Origin of the sequence: Halobacillus litoralis, assembly GCF_020524025.1 — a bacterium.
Classification (GTDB): Bacteria; Bacillota; Bacilli; order Bacillales; family Halobacillaceae; genus Halobacillus; species Halobacillus litoralis_D.
In genome coordinates this window covers 58704-80421 of the sequence record NZ_JAIVKN010000004.1, presented here as the reverse complement: position 1 = coordinate 80421, position 21718 = coordinate 58704, and the positions used below count along the sequence as shown (strand labels likewise).

16 protein-coding genes are annotated in these 21718 nt (G+C 40.3%); 5 read left to right on the top strand and 11 right to left on the bottom strand.

From position 1 onward, the window contains the following. Window positions 1–249 precede the first annotated feature (249 nt). Window positions 250–1467 (top strand): DUF819 domain-containing protein, encoded by a 1218-nt coding sequence (locus tag LC036_RS14630; protein WP_226584185.1) that lies wholly within the window; start codon window positions 250–252, stop codon window positions 1465–1467. A gap of 114 nt (window positions 1468–1581) precedes the next feature. On the opposite strand, the gene LC036_RS14625 is transcribed toward LC036_RS14630, so the two are convergent. The 9 genes from LC036_RS14625 to LC036_RS14585 form a co-directional block, all read right to left on the bottom strand. Next, window positions 1582–2478, bottom strand: coding sequence for a VanW family protein (locus LC036_RS14625; protein ID WP_226584182.1), 897 nt, complete (start codon window positions 2476–2478; stop codon window positions 1582–1584). A gap of 263 nt (window positions 2479–2741) precedes the next feature. Continuing rightward, entirely contained in the window at window positions 2742–3686 is a 945-nt protein-coding gene (locus LC036_RS14620) for a ribose-phosphate diphosphokinase (protein WP_226584180.1), read from the bottom strand. A gap of 351 nt (window positions 3687–4037) precedes the next feature. Continuing rightward, on the bottom strand, window positions 4038–5072 hold the full coding sequence (locus LC036_RS14615) for an aldose epimerase family protein (protein ID WP_226584178.1): 1035 nt from the start codon (window positions 5070–5072) through the stop codon (window positions 4038–4040). 48 nt (window positions 5073–5120) lie between these two features. After that, the gene (locus LC036_RS14610; RefSeq protein ID WP_226584175.1) at window positions 5121–6032 is read right to left on the bottom strand and encodes an ArsR/SmtB family transcription factor; all 912 of its coding nucleotides are present in this window, start codon (window positions 6030–6032) and stop codon (window positions 5121–5123) included. Between the two features lie 98 nt (window positions 6033–6130). After that, on the bottom strand, window positions 6131–7528 hold the full coding sequence (locus LC036_RS14605; protein ID WP_226584172.1) for an MFS transporter: 1398 nt from the start codon (window positions 7526–7528) through the stop codon (window positions 6131–6133). Between the two features lie 20 nt (window positions 7529–7548). Further along, a complete protein-coding gene (locus LC036_RS14600) occupies window positions 7549–9294 on the bottom strand; it encodes a glycoside hydrolase family 2 protein (RefSeq protein WP_226584170.1) in 1746 nt (581 codons plus the stop codon). 316 nt (window positions 9295–9610) lie between these two features. Then, window positions 9611–11230: an FAD-dependent monooxygenase gene (locus tag LC036_RS14595; RefSeq protein WP_226584167.1), complete on the bottom strand. Its 1620-nt coding sequence runs from the start codon at window positions 11228–11230 to the stop codon at window positions 9611–9613. 296 nt (window positions 11231–11526) lie between these two features. Continuing rightward, window positions 11527–11922 carry a VOC family protein gene (locus LC036_RS14590; RefSeq protein ID WP_226584164.1) on the bottom strand — a complete coding sequence of 132 codons (396 nt, stop codon included), beginning with the start codon at window positions 11920–11922 and terminating at the stop codon, window positions 11527–11529. A gap of 170 nt (window positions 11923–12092) precedes the next feature. Further along, entirely contained in the window at window positions 12093–13994 is a 1902-nt protein-coding gene (locus LC036_RS14585; protein ID WP_226584162.1) for an LTA synthase family protein, read from the bottom strand. A gap of 524 nt (window positions 13995–14518) precedes the next feature. Between LC036_RS14585 and LC036_RS14580 the strand changes: the two genes are divergently transcribed. Further along, the gene (locus LC036_RS14580; RefSeq protein WP_226584159.1) at window positions 14519–15904 is read left to right on the top strand and encodes an FAD-binding oxidoreductase; all 1386 of its coding nucleotides are present in this window, start codon (window positions 14519–14521) and stop codon (window positions 15902–15904) included. Between the two features lie 63 nt (window positions 15905–15967). Here LC036_RS14580 and LC036_RS14575 read toward each other — a convergent pair whose 3' ends face one another. Together LC036_RS14575 and LC036_RS14570 are read right to left on the bottom strand one after the other, a co-directional pair. Further along, window positions 15968–16618 (bottom strand): SDR family oxidoreductase, encoded by a 651-nt coding sequence (locus LC036_RS14575; RefSeq protein WP_226584156.1) that lies wholly within the window; start codon window positions 16616–16618, stop codon window positions 15968–15970. Window positions 16619–17115: 497 nt separating this feature from the next. Next, window positions 17116–17970 (bottom strand): putative glycoside hydrolase, encoded by an 855-nt coding sequence (locus LC036_RS14570; RefSeq protein ID WP_226584153.1) that lies wholly within the window; start codon window positions 17968–17970, stop codon window positions 17116–17118. 70 nt (window positions 17971–18040) lie between these two features. On the opposite strand from LC036_RS14570, the gene LC036_RS14565 reads away from it, so the two are divergent. The 3 genes from LC036_RS14565 to LC036_RS14555 are packed head-to-tail and all read left to right on the top strand — an operon-like array spanning window position 18041 to window position 21716. Then, window positions 18041–18970, top strand: coding sequence for a hypothetical protein (locus tag LC036_RS14565; RefSeq protein WP_226584150.1), 930 nt, complete (start codon window positions 18041–18043; stop codon window positions 18968–18970). Between the two features lie 5 nt (window positions 18971–18975). Further along, window positions 18976–19878 (top strand): tetratricopeptide repeat protein, encoded by a 903-nt coding sequence (locus LC036_RS14560; protein WP_226584147.1) that lies wholly within the window; start codon window positions 18976–18978, stop codon window positions 19876–19878. Further along, window positions 19878–21716 (top strand): DUF2194 domain-containing protein, encoded by a 1839-nt coding sequence (locus tag LC036_RS14555; RefSeq protein WP_226584144.1) that lies wholly within the window; start codon window positions 19878–19880, stop codon window positions 21714–21716. Before LC036_RS14560 ends, LC036_RS14555 begins: the two co-directional genes overlap by 1 nt. Window positions 21717–21718: the final 2 nt, after the last annotated feature.

Here is a 21718-nt window from a genome sequence, read left to right as displayed (position 1 = left end):
GCGTTCACATTACGTAAACGCCCTCTTTTTTGGTTTGATTAACGGTTATAAGTACCTTCTCTTCATTCATACTTCTTTAACCTTTCCTTCTAATTGGCTTTCTTTGAATGGTCATCCCCGTGAGTCGCAGCCCTCATATTCTATAGAGTTTGATTTTAAGTTAAATTATCAAAATTTTCTTTATAATGTAAAAAAATACCTTATAATAAGTTAAAATGGAGAAAAGTAATCATTTAGGGAGGTATTCTCATGGAACAAACCTTGATTCAAGCCGATGATACTTGGCTGCTGTGGGCTTTTCTAGCTGGCTGGGCAGCAGTCAGTATTTACTTGGAGCAGAAATACGAGTGGGCATCCAAAGTCACAGGTGCCATTATTGCGCTTGCCGGTGCTTTAATTCTTGCTAATTTAAAGATTATCCCAACTGACGCACCCGCTTATGATGCCGTATGGACTTACGTCATCCCTCTGGCTATTCCGCTGTTGTTGTTTCAGGCGAACTTAAAAAAAGTGCTGAATGAAAGTGGACGGATGTTGTTTATTTTCTTAATCAGCGCCGTAGGTACAGTCATTGGTGCGTATCTTGCTTTCTTTTTATTGAAGGACACGATCCCCGAGCTTGAAAAAATTGGGGCAATGGAAACAGGCTCATACATCGGTGGCGGGGTAAACTTTGCAGCCTTGTCAGGAAAACTGAACCCACCGGGAGAACTAGCTGCTTCTGCTATCGTTGCTGATAATTTACTGATGGCCCTCTACTTTTTCGTTCTTATACTTATGCCGACGCTATCCTTCTTCAGAAAGCAATTCCGCACCCCTTACATAGATGAGCGTGAACAGACGTCAAATCCTGCTGAAAATACAGCTGCTGATTACTGGAAAAGAAAAGATATTTCCCTAAAAGACCTTGCACTTGCCAGTGGAAGTGCGTTTGTCCTCGTCGGTTTATCATTTAAACTTGCGGAGTGGATGGATGGCTTGATCCCTTCTGGTGAACAAGCTTCTTTCTTCCTCAACTTCTTAAATGGATTACTCGGGGACGGATACTTGATGCTGACTACCATTACGGTATTCGCTGTCACAACCTTCAGCCGCTTCTTTGAAAAGATTCACGGAGCTCAGGAACTGGGCACCTACTTAATCTATATCTTTTTTGTTGTTATCGGTGTACCTGCTTCTATTCCATTACTCATTAACAATGCTCCCCTGCTTGTCGTTTTTGTTGGGATTATCGTTTTCTTTAATATGATTGTCACCTTTGGAATCGGACGTTTTTTCAAGTTCAGTCTTGAAGAAATGATCGTTGCCAGCAATGCAAACGTTGGTGGACCTACAACAGCGGCCGCTTTTGCCATCGCTAAAGGGTGGACGAAGCTGATTGTTCCGATTATGCTTGTTGGAACACTTGGATATATTATTGGCAATTATATCGGCAGTATGATGTATTACGTCTTCCTATCCATGTAAAAAAACCGGTCAAAAGCTGCTGGCTTTTGGCCGGTTTTCATTCGAAACGGGTGATTGGCAGGTTTCTCCCGCGTGATTACTAATGCAAGGAATGATCGACACGCCGCTTCTACCCTAATGAATAGAAAGGTTTTTTCTCTCATGCAGAACATTTTTGGACTTAATATTAATGACATCTGAAGAATACACCGTCACGCTCATTTGCCCCCCACTAACCCTTGTCCGAATTAATAAGGGCTGATTATACGGATTTTTAAATGTGAAATCAGGTCCATACCAACTAACCGTTGCATCACGGCCTGGTGGAACGTATGGGACCTGCCTGCTATGCGAGTACCGTTCTAAAACTTTCACTCCGGCTTTGTCGACAGAATTAAACAGTGTAGAAGAAACCTGACAAATTCCTCCGCCTATCCCTTCCTCCACTTCCCCCCTTACAATAACGGGTGCATTTTGGTAGCCCTTTTCTTTTGTTCTTTTCCCCACCACTTTGTTAAACGAAAAGACTTCACCAGGGAATACAACATGACTGTCAATGGCTTCGGATGCCAGACGAATGTTGTGCGACCGTTCTTTATTGTTTGAATTAAAATAAGTGACATAATGACCAATCTGTTGAGTTCGGATGTTCGCAAGCAGCTCACTATCCACCTTAGGATGAACAGGAAGTTTCGGAACCTCCAATTCTTCTGCACCGCTATCGTAAAAGTACCGATAAAACTGTTCCATGAACTCTTTACGATTCAACTTGTACCCTGCTTGACCAGGAATGATTTCATTCGATTGACCTATCTTCGCCTGAACCGGTTTCTCACTTATTTGCTGGTCCAGCTTTTGAAGAAGATTATTCGTTTTAGACGAATCAACAAAAGGACTGCCTATGTAGTCGACTTCAAATTCTTTTCTATTCACTTGAAGGATTTCTTTTTTACCATCCGTGACAGAAAAGTGATCCTGCTGCACAGTAGGCAGCGCAGTGAATAAGCACAAATATATAATGGCGATTTTCATGCACAACCCCTCCTGGTGGTAGTATAAGAAGAAAGTTATAAATCATGTGCTTCACCACCCTTTTTCATTACAAGTAATTTATCCATTTCCTTCCCCCTTTTCTTAGTCAGGATGGAGTCAAAACTAAAGGATAGAAGCAAGCTTCCAGGATGAGGGCGATAAGGAATAACTTACATAAAGAACTAATCTGGTTACCAAAAATGTAAAGAAGCCCCCCGGTAAAGGGAGGCTTCTTTATCCTTGCGCAGGATGTGTCTTCATTTTCAGTCAAACAGAACACTGACGGAATGCTCTGTTTGGACGCGTAACAGTGCATCCGCTAATAAAGGAGCTACAGAGAGGGACTTGATCTTCTCTATTTTCTTTTCTTCCGGCATGAAAATAGAGTTTGTTACGACTAGTTCTTTAATTGGTGATTCATCAATTTTGCTGACAGCAGGGTCTGATAACACCGCATGAGTCCCACACGCATAAATATCACGGATCCCGTTTGCCATAAGTGCTTCAGCCGCCTGGGTAACCGTACCGGCAGTATCAATCATATCGTCCACAATAATGGCATTCTTTCCTTCAATTTCCCCGACTACATTCATCACTTCAGCTGTATTAGGGGCCGGCCTGCGTTTATCAACAAACGCAATCGGTGCATCTAAGATATTCGCCATTCTCCGCGCTCGTCTCAAACCGCTGGTATCTGGAGCTACAACCACAAGATCCTTGATGTCCTTCTCTTTATAATACTGCGCGAGAATTGGGACCCCGAGCAGCTGATCGACAGGAGTATTAAAGAAACCTTGGATTTGCGGGGCATGGAGATCCAGCGTAATGACTCTGGAAATCCCGGCTTTCTCCAGCAGGTTGGCGATTAACTTCGCTGTGATTGGTTCACGCGGCCGGGCCTTTCGATCCTGACGGGCGTATCCAAAGTAAGGAATGACCACATTGATTGTCTTGGCTGAGGCTCTCTTTAACGCATCTACCATAATCAACAGCTCCATCAAGTGTTCATTAACGGGCTGGGAGGTTGATTGGATTAAGTAAATATCATCGCCGCGCACGCTTTCTTCAATGTTAATTTGAACTTCACCATCACTAAAACGAACAACTGAGCTCTCTCCAATAGGGACATCCAGAATATCGGAAATCTCCTCTGCCAGAGGTTCGTTGGAATTTAAGGTAAACAGCTTCATCTCAGATTTTGAACTCATATCGATCTCTCCTGTACTAAAAAATGATAAGGAACGTGCTCCATATTTGCTCGTCCTTTTTGCAACAGCCTATTAAATAGAAAAGCACAGCAGGCGCTTCTATTGGAATCTGTATTTTCTAGTTACCATTATAGCATGGAATCGTTTTCGAATTAATGTGTGAGGCTGAAGGATAAGAGTGGAGAAAACTTATGTCCGAGGAAGGGAGTGTTGATATGGTTAATAACAACGGACATTTCTATCGGTAAACGACAAACAAAAACCCCCTCAATTATTGTTTTTAAGGGGGTTTTGCTTTTCTTTTTCTTTTAATCCCTTGGTTTTAGAGAATTACTTTCCCGGTTTTTCTTTTTAGTGGACGTCAAAAGAAAAGACTGTATACTTCTCATAAGACTCGCCTGCTTTCAGCGAAATATCCGGAAACCCTGTGTGGTGAAGCGATGCAGGAGACGACTGAGTCTCTAAGCACATACCTTCGTGTTTCCGAGAAGGACCGCTGACCAATTTGTGTTCATCTGTAAGATTGTTTCCTGTATAGAACACGATCGCCGGTTGATTGGTAGAAAGCTTCATCACCCTGCCGCTTTCCTCATCATGAACCACAACACTTTCTTTCTTGTCATGATCGAAGAGGAACATATGGTCAATTCCGTAATTCGCCAATTGAACCTGCGGATGATTAGAGTTGAGTTTCTCTCTCAAAGAAACTTTTTCTCTTAAATCAAAAGGTGTTCCCTCTACCGATTCGATCTTTCCAGTCGGAATAAGATTGGAATCTAATTCTACAAACTGATGACTGTCAAATTGAACTTTATGATCCTGAATGGTGCGTTTAGCATTCCCGCTTAAATTAAAATAACTATGGTTCGTCAGCGTAAGAACCGTATCCTGATCACTCTTTGCCCGGTAATAAACCGCTAACTGATTTTCATTGTTCAACTCATACGTTACCTGAACAGAAAGGTTACCGGGGTATCCGCCTTCTAGATGAGGACTGTCATATGTAAGGACCACCCCTGCTTTATCTTCCTCTTCGTAAGGAGCGAAATCCCACAATTTGTTATGAAATCCTTCTTCTCCACCGTGCAGGGAATTCACACCTTCATTTGCGTGTAAATCGTACTCTTTTCCATTTAAAGAAAAAGATGCGCCGTCCACTCTTCCAGCAACTCTTCCGATGAGAGCCCCTAAATAGTTGGGATCTTGAATGTAATCGTTCTTATCTTCATAAGCCAGTACAACATTTTCCATACGGCCGTTTCGGTCGGGTACGTTTATTTCCGTAATATACCCGCCGTAATTTAAGACGCTGAACGACATCCCTTTATCATTGGTCAGCGTGACCTCTTTCCAATCCCCTGAATGTTTCTGTTCTGTTATTTTCATTAGGAGCCCCTCCTTAATCTTTACCTGTCTATTTCAATCCATTTCCTGTTAGACATATTTAATATTCAACCGGAGGCCTTGTTCGTGGTTCCCAAATTTCTCTCCGAAAATATTCATGCCGCCTTTATTTACTGCATCTTCTTTTGTCTCTAGTTTGAAAGCTATATAAGGAAGATCATTGAGTTGTAGTTCGTTGATTGTTACGTCGGATACTTTTTGGTTATCTATGAAACTACCTTCCTCATTAATTTTCCAATGCTTCAGCATTCCATATTGCGTTAAATTGGTCCGCCACCACTCAGGGGTGAGTTTCCCTCTTTTCCCGCCGAAATCTCCAGGAGATGTCCATGTTCCAATCTCTTTATGATTAACCAATGCCGTGATATCAGATGGCCAATCCAGTTTGTAGTTGGGAGCCTCTGAACACAGTTCCACGCTGAACATGATTTCTTTAACAGTATGCCCATGTGGAATACGATTTGGGAGCTTGTATTCCACATAGCCATCTCTGAAATAAAGAAGCTGAGCTTGTTTTCGCATGGGTTCATAAAAAGATCTCGGATCGTCTTGAACACCGATATACTCATACTCCCCGACAACTCCACAATGTGGCTGGACATAACAGTCAAGATAGTCTCCTATATTCATATCAACTGTAAGTTCATATTCGTCTGACTGCCCTTCATTTGTGAACAAGTCAATTACAATTCGATCATAATTTATGGCGCTTACTTTTTGAGTTCCCCTCCCAGGTACCAGCTCCGTTATGATTAAGTCAACTTCCTCTAACTTGTTGACGTGAGAAGCGGTCGTAGAAAAAGGGAGGTCAAGCTTTTCAGCTAATTCGTTCACATTATGCGGTTTTTCACTTAATAAATTCAATATTTTTATACGCGTCGCGTTTGATAACGCTTTATTGATAGGGAGCATGGTTTCAAAGTTTAATGGTAATTTCTTCACAAGAGATGCCTCCGTGTACAAATAGTCTTACTCAGTATAACAAAATTCCAATACTTAGAATAAATGCTCCCCCCTCATAAATATCGTCTTAAAACAGGTTACCTCTGGGCAGAAGCCTCTGGATTCTTTCTTCTCAGAGTTAGCTTTTGAACGATATCTTTGTATTCCGTTTCTGTATAGGAATAGAAATACATAATAATCAAGCGAATAAGGGAACCAAGTGCAGGCAGCAGAGCAATGACGAAGAACAGCATGTCCAATGTGAAATCACTTTGTGTCTGATTCGATTGATAATTAATAGCCGTCAGGATCAAACCGGTCGCACCGCCAGAAACGGCCACAGACAATTTCCCTGTAAACGTCTGGCCCGAGAAAACCACTGCTTCATTTCTTTTTCCTGTTTTCCACTCGGTATACTCAATTGTTTCTGCCAGCATACCAGAAATTAATGGTCCTGTACTTGTATAAAGGAGCATCGTAATTCCAATGAAAATAAGAGACAGAACTACGCTTGAATATCCGATAGAGAACCAGACAATTCGAACAAGAATATCTGCTGCTACAATGACCATAAGAATATGCTTTTTCTTAAACTGTTTGGTCAGCTTTGGAATAACGAAAAATCCGATACAGCTCGCAAAGCTGATAATTCCAAACATCGTCATGAGTGAAGCGCTTCCAAGGTTGTACGTGAAAAAGTAAATAATTAACGCTTGTGTGATATTCATAAAGACATTACAGAAGAACACAACAAGAATAGCAAACATCGGTTTATTCGCTCGAATGGCCCGGACGCCATCTGAGAATTTCACTTTAGATTTAGGAGGTTTCACACGCTCTTTCGTATTTTTGAAACCGTTTAACATAATTGGTAAAGCAAACACCATTAAAACGATTGTCGCTAAAAGATACCCCTGTCCAGTGTCTCCTCCTCCGAGAAGGTTTGTAAGAGGAATGAAAACCGTAGGCGACAAAGCGATTCCTGTAAATACGCCCATATTTGCAAACGTAATCAATTTTGTCCTCTGCTGTGTGTCTTGACTCATAACAGAAGATAAAGACCAAAACGGTACGTCAGAGGCGGTATAAACCATTCCCCATAGAATATACGTCCCACCAGCGTAAATAAGTTTCGCTGTCATACTTAAGCCATCCAACGGCAGGAAACATGCAATCGTAGAAAGAACGATAAAGAACGGCATGTATTTAAGATAGGGCCGGAACTTTCCGTGCTTGGATTTTAACGTATCCATTAGCGAAGCCATCAAAGGATCGTTGATGGCATCCCATGTTCTGGCAATGAGAAAAATGATACTCGCTGCCGCTGCTGAAATTCCCAAGATATCCGTGTAGAAAAATAAAATATACGTACCAATTAGTCCAAAGCTTATACATTGAGCAAACCCGTATCCAAAATAAGAAGCAATCTCCTTGGTACGAATATCTTCCTTAAGTTCTCCTGCATCTGGTGCCTGTTGCTGTTTAACTGGATCCACTTCATTCTCCCCCTTTAATATTATTCAAATACAAAGCCATCCGTCTTCGTCCCGGCAACAATATTGTAAATTCGTTTCGTATCAAATTTCTCTTCATGATCATGGTCTAAGAGACCATTCACTTCTTGTTCTACATCGGTAAGCTGTGTATAACAAAAGCCTTGAATAGAAGGCGATTTCATAATCGCTTTCATGAGCTGTTCAAACCGGTCCAATGCTTCTTCTTCTGTTTGTGGTCTTGTACCATAACCCCAATCGTTATCCGTTCCTTCAGAACTGTAGGCAATTCCCCCAAACTCACTCATCACAATCGGCTGTCCGCTATATTGGTAACCTCCTGCAAAGTTTTGCTTTCTACTTGTTTTCGAAGGACTTCCATTTACATATTCTTCTTTGGATTGATAACTTGAAGCCAAATCTTCTGCATTTGAATTGTAGTCGTGAATCGTGAGAATATCCGTCAATGTATGCTCCCACCCGTCATTTCCCACGACTAGCCGGGAAGGGTCCAACGCCTTCGTTTGATAATAGAGAGCGTTTACAAAGTTCTGTTGATCCCTACGATAATATATCTCATTGACTCCCCACGATTCATTCATAACCGTGTAGATGATCACAGAAGGATGATTGCGGTGTTTAATTACCATTTCTCTTGTTTCCCTCATCATGGATTCCATAGATCGATCCGTGAATCGAAAGAAACTCGGCATCTCGGCCCACATCACGAGTCCCAGCTGATCGCATAAATACATGTAACGTCGATCGCCAATGGTTTGGTGCCGCCTTACCCCGTTAAATCCCATTTCCTTCACTTTCGTTAAATCCGCTTTCATTTGGTCGTAATCAGCCGTCATCAAGGAACCTTTATAGTAGCCTTGATCAAGAATCAGCTTCTGATAAAATTCCTCGCGGTTGAGAAGAATTTTGTCTTCTTTCGTCTCAATGCTGCGCATACCGAAGTAGCTCTCTATTTGGTCTGCAACCTTTTCTTCTGTCTTTAATGTGAACGAGATGTCATACAGGTTCGGCTGGCTCGGGCTCCATTGAAAAACACGAAAGTCTGCTGCATCCGATTCCACATTTATCATCATTTCAAGATGCTGTTGATTAGGTTTCACCAAGGCAGCTGCTGTATTGATCCATTCCCCGTCAAAATAGACGTTCGCTTCAAAGTAGGCCGTCTGCTTATGCTCAGGCAGCTGGATTTCCATCTGAAGACTAGACTTCGAAATGTCCGGTGTCATTTTGACATCTTTTATATAAAGAGGGGATACTTCCTCCATCCACACCGGCTGCCAGATACCAGTCGTACGTGTATACCAGCATAAGAAGTTAGAAGATTTCCATGACTGCTTTCCAATCGGCTGCTCGACACTGTTTCGATCTTCTACTCGAATAGCAATCGTATTTGCACCCGTCTGAATAGCTGCTCCAATTGAAAAACTAAACGGTGTGTGACCACCCGCATGTTCGCCAACCAGCTGACCATTCACCCAGACTTTTGTTAAATAATCAACAGCTTCAAAGTGAAGAAGCAATTCCTTCTCTTCATTTTTCTCCCACTGAAATGACCGTTTATACCAGACAACGTCATGAACTTCTTGAGAATGAATACCGGACTTTTCACTTTGGTATACGTAGGGGACTTGAATCTGTTGAGAGAATTCCTGAGACATTGCCTGCCATCCAGCACTCTCTCCAACGTGATCGTCGTCAAAAGCAAATTCCCACTCTCCATTTAAGTCATACCATTCTCCTCTTTTCATTTGAGGTCTTGGATATTCCGTTCCTGTACTATCCTTTTTTTCTATGCGAGATAAAGAGCTCACGACCATATTCATCGCTCCTGTTCTGAATGTTTAGTAAGGGCTTTCACCGTTATGGACTATTATTACATATAAACTAGTTTCATTACAATAAAAATAATAATAAAAAATCAAAAAATTGCAATCCCTTTCACAGACCACCTTCAAATGGACGGGAGAACTCCTTCTATGATGGTTTATAAAGGACCTTGAAGCTCTGTTTAATTAAGCACAAAAAAACACCACGCCTGTCAGTAAGCGTGGTGGTATATAAAACTTAACTAAAAAAGCGTTTCACTTTCTCTACAGTTTGTTCGGGATCTGTAGATGTTTCATGAAAGGCAACGTGACCATCAGGACGAATAAGGAGTGTATGCCCTTTCTTCATACCAAGTTTATTTCCCAAATGTCTGTGTACGTCGTATATGATGGGAAGGTTATCATCATCTGTTTGAACCGTCCCGCCTTTAGCAACGAGAAAGATATTTAGGAGGTTCGGGTAAGTTTTGTTAATTTCTTTCGACAATGCATAAGCATAATTAATCACATCTTCCTCCTGAGCATCAATATAGACCAGACAGATGTGACCGTGCCTTCGAATTAATGGATACAGGCTTTCATCGTTTGTTCCATCAAAAAACAGAAGATGATCCGGTACCCGTTCTCCTGCCTGCACAGCATCTTTCGGAAGCGAGGAATTCTGAAGTTCCTTGTTGCGGGAAGTGTCTTCATATTCGTTATAAATATGAGATAAGTGGTTCGCAACCCTCTTTTGCACCCAGTTTTGGGTCAGCGCTGCTTTTCCTGTCCAGTTTCGTATTTTTCCTTGAGCCCCTTCTAAGTTTATGACCTTAAGCATCCTGGAGGTTTCCTTTAAGACATCCTTGCCAATGGGGGACCTTTCATCGTGATAACTGTCGAGAAAAGCGTCACTTGCATGTCCATTCAAAACGACATCCAGCTTCCATCCTATGTTCGCTGCATCTTGAAGTCCTAAATTCATCCCCTGCCCACCGATCGGATTATGAATGTGCGCAGCGTCGCCAATGAAGAAAACGGAATCTTTCCGGTAGGAGGGGACTTGACGATGGGCTGTACCAAAGTAAGAGAGCCATTTAGGGTTTTCGACTTGATAGGGTCTTTCCAAAATGGTGTTCAGACTTTCCTGCAAATCCTCCAGTGGCAGTTCATCCTTATGTGGCAGTCCCTGCTTGGCCCTATCTAGTCCTACGACACGATAACTGCCGTCTTTATAAGGAAAGAAGGCAACAGCTCCCCGGTCGTTCAGGTGCATATTAATATAAATTTCGTTTAATTCAGGAACATCAACATCACCTAAGAAAAACGTATATCCCTCATCCTCACCTTCAAATTCCACCTCCAGCGCTTGGCGGACCTTACTATGGGCGCCGTCACACGCCAGCAAATATTTGGAGAAATACGTTTTGGTTTCCCCGTTGTGCACTGCTTTAACATAAACCCCTTCCTCTGACTGGGTTACTTCGACAACATCATGTTCCCTGTTCACCTCTCCACCTAAGGAAGATAAGTGCTCTTCTAACAGCTCTTCTGTTTCACTTTGAGGAAGAATTAAGAGATAGGGATACCGGCTTTGGATATAATACAACTCGACAAGAGAAGGTTTTTCACCACCTAAATGAAGCTTGGATCCAGGCCCCGGGTACCCTTTTTCCATAAAGGGTTTGTTAATGCCTAAGAGTTCAAACATTTCAAGCGTCCTTGCTTGAATGCCGAGCGCTTTAGAGAGGTGGGATGGCTGGGCTCTCTTCTCTAAACAGATAAAATCCACCTCTCTTTTCTGCAACTCATTTGCTGCCATAAGCCCCGCCGGACCAGCCCCTATAATTAGTACATCTGTTTCAACAACCGAAGTCATACGTAAAGCTCCTTTCTCACCTGGTCAATCGTCCCTGGTACCGGAACATCAGCCCAGTTGAACCTCATATGATGTTTACCCTGTGCGATTTTGAAAAACGCTTCCCCTTACCTTCTTATACATCAACTTTTGTCCTATCATAGTACGATACCCTTATCTACACTCCCCAAGCACAAACAGGCATACTCTATGAAAAATGCCATATACTCTCATCTCACTGAAGCCATTCTTTGATTAAAATACGTCCTTTACGTTTGAAATAAAAAAGAACTCTATAAAAGAGTCCCCTACAAAGTTTATTTCGCGTTCTCATCTGGTTGATGGATGCCGAAGATGTTTCCTTCCGTATCTGTGTAATAGCCCTGCCAGGCCATCCCAGGAAGTGCATATTTCGGCATAGCCACTTTTCCTCCATTTTCAATGATTTTCGCTTCAATGGAATCGTAATCTTCCACCCCCATTGTACAGGCATAGCCAACCAAAGCCTGATTTAATTCAGGGGGAGCACTCTGCCGCTGCATTAAAGCTCCATTAATTCCAGGTTCTTTCTCATCACCGGTGACCGCTCCAAGATAAGGCATTCCGGCAAACTCACTCCAATCTTCAAACGTCCACCCAAACACATTTCCATAAAACTCCCTGGCCCGCTCCATATCATCGACATGAATTTCAAAATGAACAACTCTTCCCATAGCTTCCTCCTATTATTCATTTTTGTTAACTCCACTTACTTCACTTTGTATATATTCAAGCCGTTTGATTTTTCTCCTTCTTTTTTTACCTTCTTTCCTCCACTGCTCTCTATTCGTAAAAAAGCCTGCCAAAAGATAATCCTTTTGGCAGGCTTTTTTCTTTATTCTTTTTATTCGGATGAATCTTCTTCCTCAATCATTTTCGTATCCTCAAGGTATCGAAGCAGGTCTCCATATACAACAGAGTCCGATAAGGCAAGCTCTTCTTCTGCTTGCTGAAATCCAGATGCACAAGCGTCACCTTCTACTTTTTCACCACTTTCTCGATCGTAACAGCTTTCATTAACTCCTACATAGTCTTCATTGGCGAAGTTTCCATCGCGCGTAATCATCATTTCGCGACGATCTTTGCTAAATAAATCCTGTCCGAACTGTACCGGGTTTTCATCTTCAACACCAAGCAGGTTCATAAGGGTAGGACGTAAATCAATCTGTCCTCCTACCGTATCATGTTCCTGCGGTTCAATGCCTTCTCCGATCATGAGAAGTGGAACACGCTGGAGTTGAAACTGTTCAAATTCATTAATATCTTTATCCAGATACTCTCCCATGGCTTTCTGGTGATTTTCTGAAATTCCGAAGTGGTCACCATAAATCACAAGGATGGTATCGTCATACAGATCAGACTTTTTGAACTCCTCCACAAACTGTTTCAATGCTTCATCCTGATAACGTATGGTTTGGAAGTATCGGTTCAATGTTTCGCTGGAAGTATTTCCTTCTTCAATGAACTTTTTGTCTTCCGGAAGGGCAAACGGATGGTGATTGGTCAGCGTAATCATCTTATTATAGAACGGCTGCTCCATCTGTTCCATCTTCTCTAATGATTCACTAAAGAAGTATTCATCCAGATACCCCCATCCATAGGACTTCTCTTCGGTCACATTGAAATCTTTTTTCGAGTAATACTCATCATATCCGAGCGAATCATACATCACATTTCTGTTCCAGAATGTTTCATCATTCGCATGCATGGTGGAAGTGGTGTATCCTTCTTCTCCTAACACCTCAGGAGTCGCTTCGTATTCATTTCCTGAGTGTGTAAAGAAAGCCGCGCCACGATTTAGTCCAAACAACGAATTATCGAGTAGAAATTCAGAATCTGATGTCCGCCCTTGTTTAACCTGATGATAAAAGTTGCTGAAGTAGGCTCCTTCTTCTTTCAGGTCATTGAAGTAAGGGGTCAGTTCTTTCCCATGAACGGTGTTATCAACGACAAAAGTCTGCGTACTCTCAAGGGACAGGAGAATTACGTTTTTACCTTCCGCCAGCCCTGTCATGTCCTTGTTCGGTTCTGTATTATTTTCATTAATGTAGTTCAAAACAGGAACGAGCGCATTGCTGTCGGCGAACGTTTTCTTTGCTTCTGTCTGTCCCTGCAGAACGATATCATACGCATGGAAGTTGAGCACACCGATATATTTTACAAGCATGTTCCTGTCGAAGGCCCGTTGTAGCAACTCTGTACGCTCCGTCTGTGCCCAGCCAAGGTTCACTAAAAATAGAGGAACGGCAATCACAGCTAAAATCAATCCTTCTTTACGTTTGAGTAGAAAGCTTTGTAAGCGATCCGGTTTCAAATAAAACAGTAAAAATGCGGCAACGAATACATCTATAAAAAGAAAAAAGTCCGTTAGTGATAAAATTTTAGTAATGCTTCCACCTAACCCTGCCAGATTTGCCGCCTGCCCCAGCATAGGTATGGTCAGGAAGTCATGGTATTCCCTATAGAACAAGACGTTCACATATAGTAAGATCGATCCGACAATATACATGCCCAGCAGACCTCTTCGTCCAGCCAGCAGAATTCCCACTCCGAATAAGAGAAAAATACTACTTAATGGATTAAAAGCCAAAATAGCTGCTTCATTGGCATTTTCTATATCAAGTGTGAAGATACCACCTTGGATGATCGTCATCTTCACCCAAAAAATTGCTATAACAGCAGCATATATCATGAATTTTTTCTTAAACGCGGGGTCTTTCATTTTCATTTTAAACTTTGAAAACATAGCAAAACCTCCGTTATATATGTTTTATGATTTTAATTCATCTTTTTTCGAGCTCCCTGCGAATAAGGCAATGGAGTATATCAATGAAAATTATAGTAACATAGATCGCAGTTAAAATAACAAATATCACCTATCCGTTATATATTTTTAATGTTATGACAGACAAATGTCATAACATTTAGGTTTTTGTTAGAATTACACCTGAAAAATCATAAGAAAGAGTGCGTTTTAATATGATTTTATCGTACGTAGATGATATGTATTAAAAAAACGAAACATTTCTTAAATACTTCCCTTCCACATACGAAAGCCATGAACCATTGTTCTATCTATATCCTGCAACTTTAGACATAGAAATATGAATGACCGCTTAACAAAAAGGACAAAACCTTACACTTCCTATGCAGAAACATCATAATTATTCCCGTTTATATAACTTATAGTTATTTGAATATGAGTAAAATGTTGGATAAGCTAGTAGGTGTCAGGAGTCTTTCAGCCCATAAAATATAAGGAGGAGAAGTATGTTAGATCAATCCAAACTGGAATCTTACGCCAACCGTATGCGGGGCCATTTGGTACTTCCTGAAGATTCGAATTACGATGAAGTTCGTTCGATTTGGAATGGAGTCATTGATCGTAAACCTACTTTGATTGCTCAATGCAAAGGAACGGCGGATGTTATCAGTTCCGTGAATTTCGCACGTGAAGAAGGGTTGGAAGTCTCTGTAAGAGGAGGCGGACACGGGGTCGCCGGAAAATCAATCTGCAGTGGATTGGTAATTGATCTCTCCCATATGAATGCTGTAAGAGTGGACTCAGAATCCAAACGTGTCCGTGTGGAAGGCGGGGCAAAATTAGCTGACATGGACCATGAAACTCAAGCATTTGGATTAGCAACGACCTCAGGCATGGTTTCCGTTACAGGTGTCGCCGGATTGACCCTCGGCGGAGGAATTGGGTATCTTGGGCGCTCCTACGGATTAGGATGCGATAACTTGATGGGCGCAGATGTAGTCACAGCCGATGGCAAAGTAATACAAGCAAGTGAAACAGAGAACTCTGACTTATTATGGGCACTTCGTGGTGGTGGCGGAAACTTCGGCATTGTGACTTCCTTTGAATTTAAACTGCATGAGGTTGGTCCGGAAGTGATGACCGCGCAGTTGTTTTACCCAATTGAACAAGGAAAAGAAACCCTGCAGATGTACCGTAAAGTGATGGATGAGGCACCGGATCAACTCACCATCAATGCCATGATCATCAAAACCCCTCCCGCAGCACCTTTTCCTGAAAAGTATCACGGAAAACCAGCTTTAGCTTTAGTAGGCTGTTATACCGGTGGCATCGAAACCGGCAGGAGATTAATGGAGCCATTAGACAACTTTGGCCAACCGATGTTAAAAATGGTCCAACCAATGCCTTACAAGCTTTTACAATCAAGCTTCGATGCCGCAAACCCGGACGGCGGGCGCTATTACTGGAAATCCCAGTACTTAAAGTCAATACCAGATGACGCCCTTGATACATTATTAGACAACTCTGTTGAAGCCCCTGGTCCATTCACGGCCATTTTCTTAGAACCTATGGGCGGCGCCATCAACCGTATAGGAAAAACAGAAACCGCCTACCCTCATCGTGATGCCTCTTATAACTTAGGCATTTGTGCAGGATGGATGGAACAAGGGGATGACGAGACTTGCATTAGATGGACGAGGGAAATTCATAACAAAATGACCCCCTACTCCACAGGAGGCGTGTACTCCAATTATCTTTCCCATGATGAGGAAGAACGCATCAAGGCAGCCTTTGGAGAAAACTTTAATCGTCTGAAGGAAATTAAAAGCAAATACGATCCTCATAACTTTTTCAGTAAAAATATGAACATCAAGCCTGTGGGTACTACTTAATTGAAGATACGAAAAGACCATCTGCCTGAGAAGCAGATGGTCTTCTTTATATTCCACTTATTTTTATAGAGAATCGATGGCCTCTTTAATGGACTGTGTTCCTCCGACAACCTGGAACTCTTTTCCGATCGTGGATTCATTTTCTAGAGTGGACAAAATTACGCCTGCAACATCTTCCCGGGCAATTTCTCCTCTTTCCACTTTTTCAGAAGCCTCGACCTGACCGCTTCCTTCATCATTGGTAAGCATGCCCGGATGGATAATTGTATAGTTCAAGTTTGTCCTTCTCAACAAGTCATCCGCATAGTGCTTAGCCACTACATAAGGAGCAAATGATGAAGGAGCACCTTGAATTGCTTCCCGGGTCGTATCAAAAGAGCTGATCATGATATAACGATTGACACCTGACTGTTTCGCCGCCTCAATCGTCTTCACAGCACCATCTAAATCAATAAGGACCGTTTTGTCTGGTCCTGTATTGGGGCCGGAACCAGCCGTAAATACAACCGCATCCACGCCTTCATAGGCTTGCGATATCGTTTCAATATCATCTTCAAGATCAACCACTACAGTTTCTGCACCTAACTCGTTAAAGTAAGAAGCTTGTTCCTCTTTACGAATCATCGCTTTTGCTTCCATATGTTCACTGTCCTGTATCATCTTGACTAAATGTTTTCCAACTTGACCATTTGCACCTACCACAAGGACCTTCATATTCTCCACCCTTTCTATTATTGTTACTATCCTATATTTAACCAAAATCATCTCAACAGAAACTATTTAATGTGACAAATTTCTTTTGTATTAAAAAAACGCCTCATTGTGGAAGAGTCAAGCGGAAATTGATTCGTCAACGTAAAATTATTTTTATACTATATATTTGAAATAAAGATAGAGGGCGCACCATTTACAGCGAAACCTATTTGTTCTCCAAAAAGAACAAGCAGCTACAGGAATAGAGATAAAAAGAGCAAAAAAGAGTTAAAAGCAGGAAAGCGAAGCTTTTGTCATATTATAGGAAATTAATCACCTCTTTTGACATTTTACTTCTAATTAACTAGTAGTATAATACCATTATGTTCTTTATTTAGAATGTTATTACTCTAAAAAGAACAACAACGAGACTATTTGCGGGGGTTAATGGATGGAAGTATGATTTGGTCTTTTTATATAATTTGTTGTCAATCGGAATTTATAAAAAGCTATTGACCTCACCACTTTTCAAAGTCGCTTGTTGTATGAAGGTGGTAGAAACCATTTTCTACAGCATATCTCTTACTTTCATCTGGTTCTTTAAATGAAACCGTATATATCTGTAAATCATACTTTTCTTTTAAGTTTTGAAGAGTTTCTATCTGTTGTTGAGACCATGAATCAGATGTAATTTTAGTGTAATCAAAGTCTTCCCACATTACACCGTCTATATAAGGGGCCGTGTAATTCTCTAGGGTTTGAAACCCCCAGTTTTGTATCAACTTTTTATCTGGATACTTGGAATGAATATCTTTCACAAAATTAAACATAGCTAATTGCTGTTCCTCATAAATTCCAGGTGATCTCGAATGTTGGTCGTCTATATCACCTACTGTGTCTAAGAAAATACCATCGATTTGTTTAGAAATAATTTCGTTAGCAATTTCATTCAACAAGAGCTCTCGATAATGATTGGAGGTGAAATCAGCTAAATATGAATCCCATTGATCAAAGTATACTTTTTCATTATTTCTATAAAAGTAATCTGCAGGTTTAACTTTATTTACAATACTCTTATTCCAAGAATCTATCTCCATAGTATTTATATATCCATAGACTGTCGTCCCTTTTTCTTTAATCTCTCTTATTTGGTCTACCGTATAAAAGTGTGGTTCAAGAATAATGGCATCAAGCTTTTGCATTTTATTAATAAGTTCTTTGGTGGGGGTATTGTAGTAAATTTTGTAGTCAAAAGATTCGTTTTGATTTAACGGATTTTCATAGTACTTAATTGAGTAGAACCCTCCTAACAATACACTAAGGACTAACACGATCAAATAAATAACTTTAGATTTGACAGTACGCACCTCCATGAAAGCAGAAAAGATATAGAGCATATTTTCACTTTGTTAAAAAACAATTATCTAATGAAGGAGAGAGGTCATGAAGAAAAAGAATGATACAAAAAAAGTTTTTGAAGTGCTTCTTGTTTTCACTATATTCTTCCTAATAGATGCATTATCCAACTGGTTCCTATTCGATTTAAAACCAAGTCCAATCCTATTTGCCTTAATTCTGTTTTCTTTAATGTACGGAAGATCAATAGGGTTATTCACTTATGGACTCACACTCTTATATTTGATAGTTGTTTCACTATTGAGGGGAAAAGATATACTTTTACTTTTTTTTGATATCGATAAAGTAAAGTGGTTAGGCTTTTACCTCATAGTCACTTTAATTTGTACTTCCTTTTACCATATTTACCAGAGACGTTATGAACAAGTAACTTCCCAGAGAAAAGAGATTCAGATCAAATTACGCAAACAAAATCTCAAAATTCATGAACTAAAAACTTCTAATAAATCCTTGACTAATAAAGTATTGACTTACCATAATACACCAAAAACAATATACCATATGTTTACAGAAATCAATCAATCCGACACAGAAAAGGTATTAGCATCCCTGATAAAAGTTACTATTAATTACTTTAAATCAAGTGCTGCTGCCGTTTACAAAGTAGATACTTCCAGAGGATTGCTTCAACTGGATGGTGACATTGAGAATGTAGGACAGCACGAAGATGTACTTTACTACTCTGAAGCTCCCTCCTTTTATCAAAGGCTTATGAATGAACCTGTCGTTTTCAGAAATATCAACGATGAAGAGGAGGCTCCCTTACTTGCCGGTATCATACCTTTAGAAAATAATTGGAACTTCGTACTAGTGTTACAGCAGTTTGATCTCGAAAGAGTAAATGATTACGAACTCCAATTGCTTGAGCACTTGTTACATTGGGCATCTTACTGTATTGAAAAATATAATGGGATGGACCTCGACCAAACATTAAATGATTTCTTAAAAGAGGGGTGAGTGCTATGTACGTCTTTCTTACGGTCGTCTTCTTTATCCTACACACATTAATTGTCTTGATTTTGGTGAAAAAACGGCTAAAAAAACAAGATGACAAGTGGAATGGAGTCATCATTTGGTTAGGTTGGATATCTATCTTCCTTCCATTAATAGGTGAATTTGGTTACCTTACGTTCTGGTTCCTTTCCCATAATTCTATAAATCATTTCGATTCTAGTGGAGAGGATAGTACTTCTACCGATACTTTTCATCCACCTCCATCCATGAGGACAGCTGATATTCCAACAGAGTCAATAGAATTAATGTTAGAAAAAGACGACAATGTAGCCAAGCGGGAAATTATTATGGTCTTACTGGATCATAACATTCCAAACGTGAACCGATATCTTGAGAAGCTATTAGATGATGATGATCCAGAGATTGTTCATTACGCTGCTACTACAATCAACACATTGCACCGAAGATTTAGAGAAACCATTAATGCTCATACCAAAGACGAATGCCATGAGGATTTAAGCAATTACGAACAATCCATTGCGGCTTACGAGAATTACTTAAAGAGCGGTCTTTTAGAAAGCACCCTTAAATCTCACATACTTAAAGAGTACACCGATTACTTAGAAAAGACCCTTACTCAACAGCAGGAACAACCTCAATTGTTAAATAAACTTGGGTGGGCTTTACAGGAACTTAAGAAAAGAGAGGATGCACATGAAGTTTTTGTGAAATTAATTAAAAACTATCCAAATTATTATGGTGGCTACTGTGGGTTGATAAATCACTATTATATAAATGGAGATTGGGATAACCTTAAACAGCTTATCATGAAGGTAAATAAGTACGTCAAAAAGGAAAGTATTCCAAATTCCTATCGTCAAATCCTTATAAGGATAGGTGGTAATCTATAATGGTGAAAAAATCACTCTTTAAAGTTGGACTAGTATTTCTGTTAACCATTTTCATTTTAGGACTATTACAGTATGGTCGAATCGGGAACATTAACAACTTAATTCCTCCAGCGACCTCTTATAGTCAAGTATTTAATACAATGACAAGCGAAGGTGAACCGCAAGGTGAAAGACTGAATATCTACATTTTCAGAGATGAAAGTGACTTATCACAAAAAATATATAACAACATCACCCATTCTCTTCATTATGCAAAAGTAGATTACCAAACGATTTCTTCAGAAGAGATAAAGGATTTGCCCCCTTCTCCTTACAGTGTGCTTGTACTAACTGGTGAGAATTCAAAACAATGGCCTTTTGAAGAGGTTCAATGGTTTGTCGAGAATGGAGGAAGACTGTTTATCCCTAATCGATTCTTAAATGAAAAATGGGACGATTTAGTAGGAATTAAAAAAAATTATGGTTTTGAAAAGTCCAGCGTTTATGGAATGAATTTTGAGAAGGATATATTCCCGGGTTATACAAACACGGATGAAAAGGATTCGTTGTTTGAAAATAGTGTTCTTAATGTTGAATTAAATTCACAAACAGAAACTTACGTAACCGCTGAAAACCATCCTTTATTATGGACACACAATTTTAAGGAAGGAAAGGTGGTTTATTGGAATACAACCGCTATGGAAGTTAAGACCACAAGAGGTTTACTGCTTCATTCACTTTCTTTATCAACACCTGCTTTTGTCAGTGCTCAATTAGCAGCAAAAGTCATATTTATTGATGACTTCCCATCGCCAGTACCTTCTGGATCTTATCCCTCTATTACCAAAGAGTACAACTTAGATATTTCAGAATTTTACAAGGAAATTTGGTGGGAAGACATGAAGGAGTTTTCTAGAAGGTATGATTTAAATTATACCGGGGTGTTTATTGGAACGTATAGAGATGACAATAAATTGACCTCTAATCAGTTAGTTAAAAAATATCGTGAGGAAATGACCTATTATGGGAGAGAATTATTGGAGACTGGAGGTGAAATCGGGCTGCACGGATACAATCACCAATCTCTGGTTACAGAACAAGAACCTTCAAACCCATCGCTGGGCTACCATCCTTGGGCGGATCAAGAATCCATGGAAAATGCCATAGTAAAAGCAAAACAAATGTTTAAACACTACTTCCCTAATAAAAGTATAGCTACCTATGTTCCTCCATCAAATATATTAAATAAAACGGGCGAAAAAGCATTAACCAATCATTTAGGGAATTTAACAACCATTTCCTCCTTGTATTCAGGAAATGCCACCCATGGAGACTACGTTCAGGAATTTGGAATAGACGAAGAAGATCCAGACTTACATCATTTCCCTCGTGTTACCAGTGATTATTCTTTCGGGAATGTAAGGGAGTTTGAAATGAATGACACAATTGCAAACTTTGGAGTTGTCTCTCACTTTATCCATCCTGATGATGTTTTGGACCCAGACAGATCCGATAATAATGGATGGCCTGAAATGAAAGAGGGATTTTCTAATATGCTTGATAAAACAACTCAACATTATCCTTACCTGGAATCACTAACCGCTTCTCAAGCATCTAAAAAAATGGATATCTACATGAACTCTGCCTTTGACATCACTTATACAAGCAGTTCTATCAATATATCCGGGGAGAATATCCTAGATCCATCCATTTTACTGATACATCTAGAAGAAGGAAGAAAAATCAATGTTGGTTCATACCAATTTGGACGTATAGACAAACTGACAAACTCATCAACGGTTTATGTGCTCACTTTAACTGATCCTCAAGCAGAAATTACCATTGAAATGGAGGGTTAAAA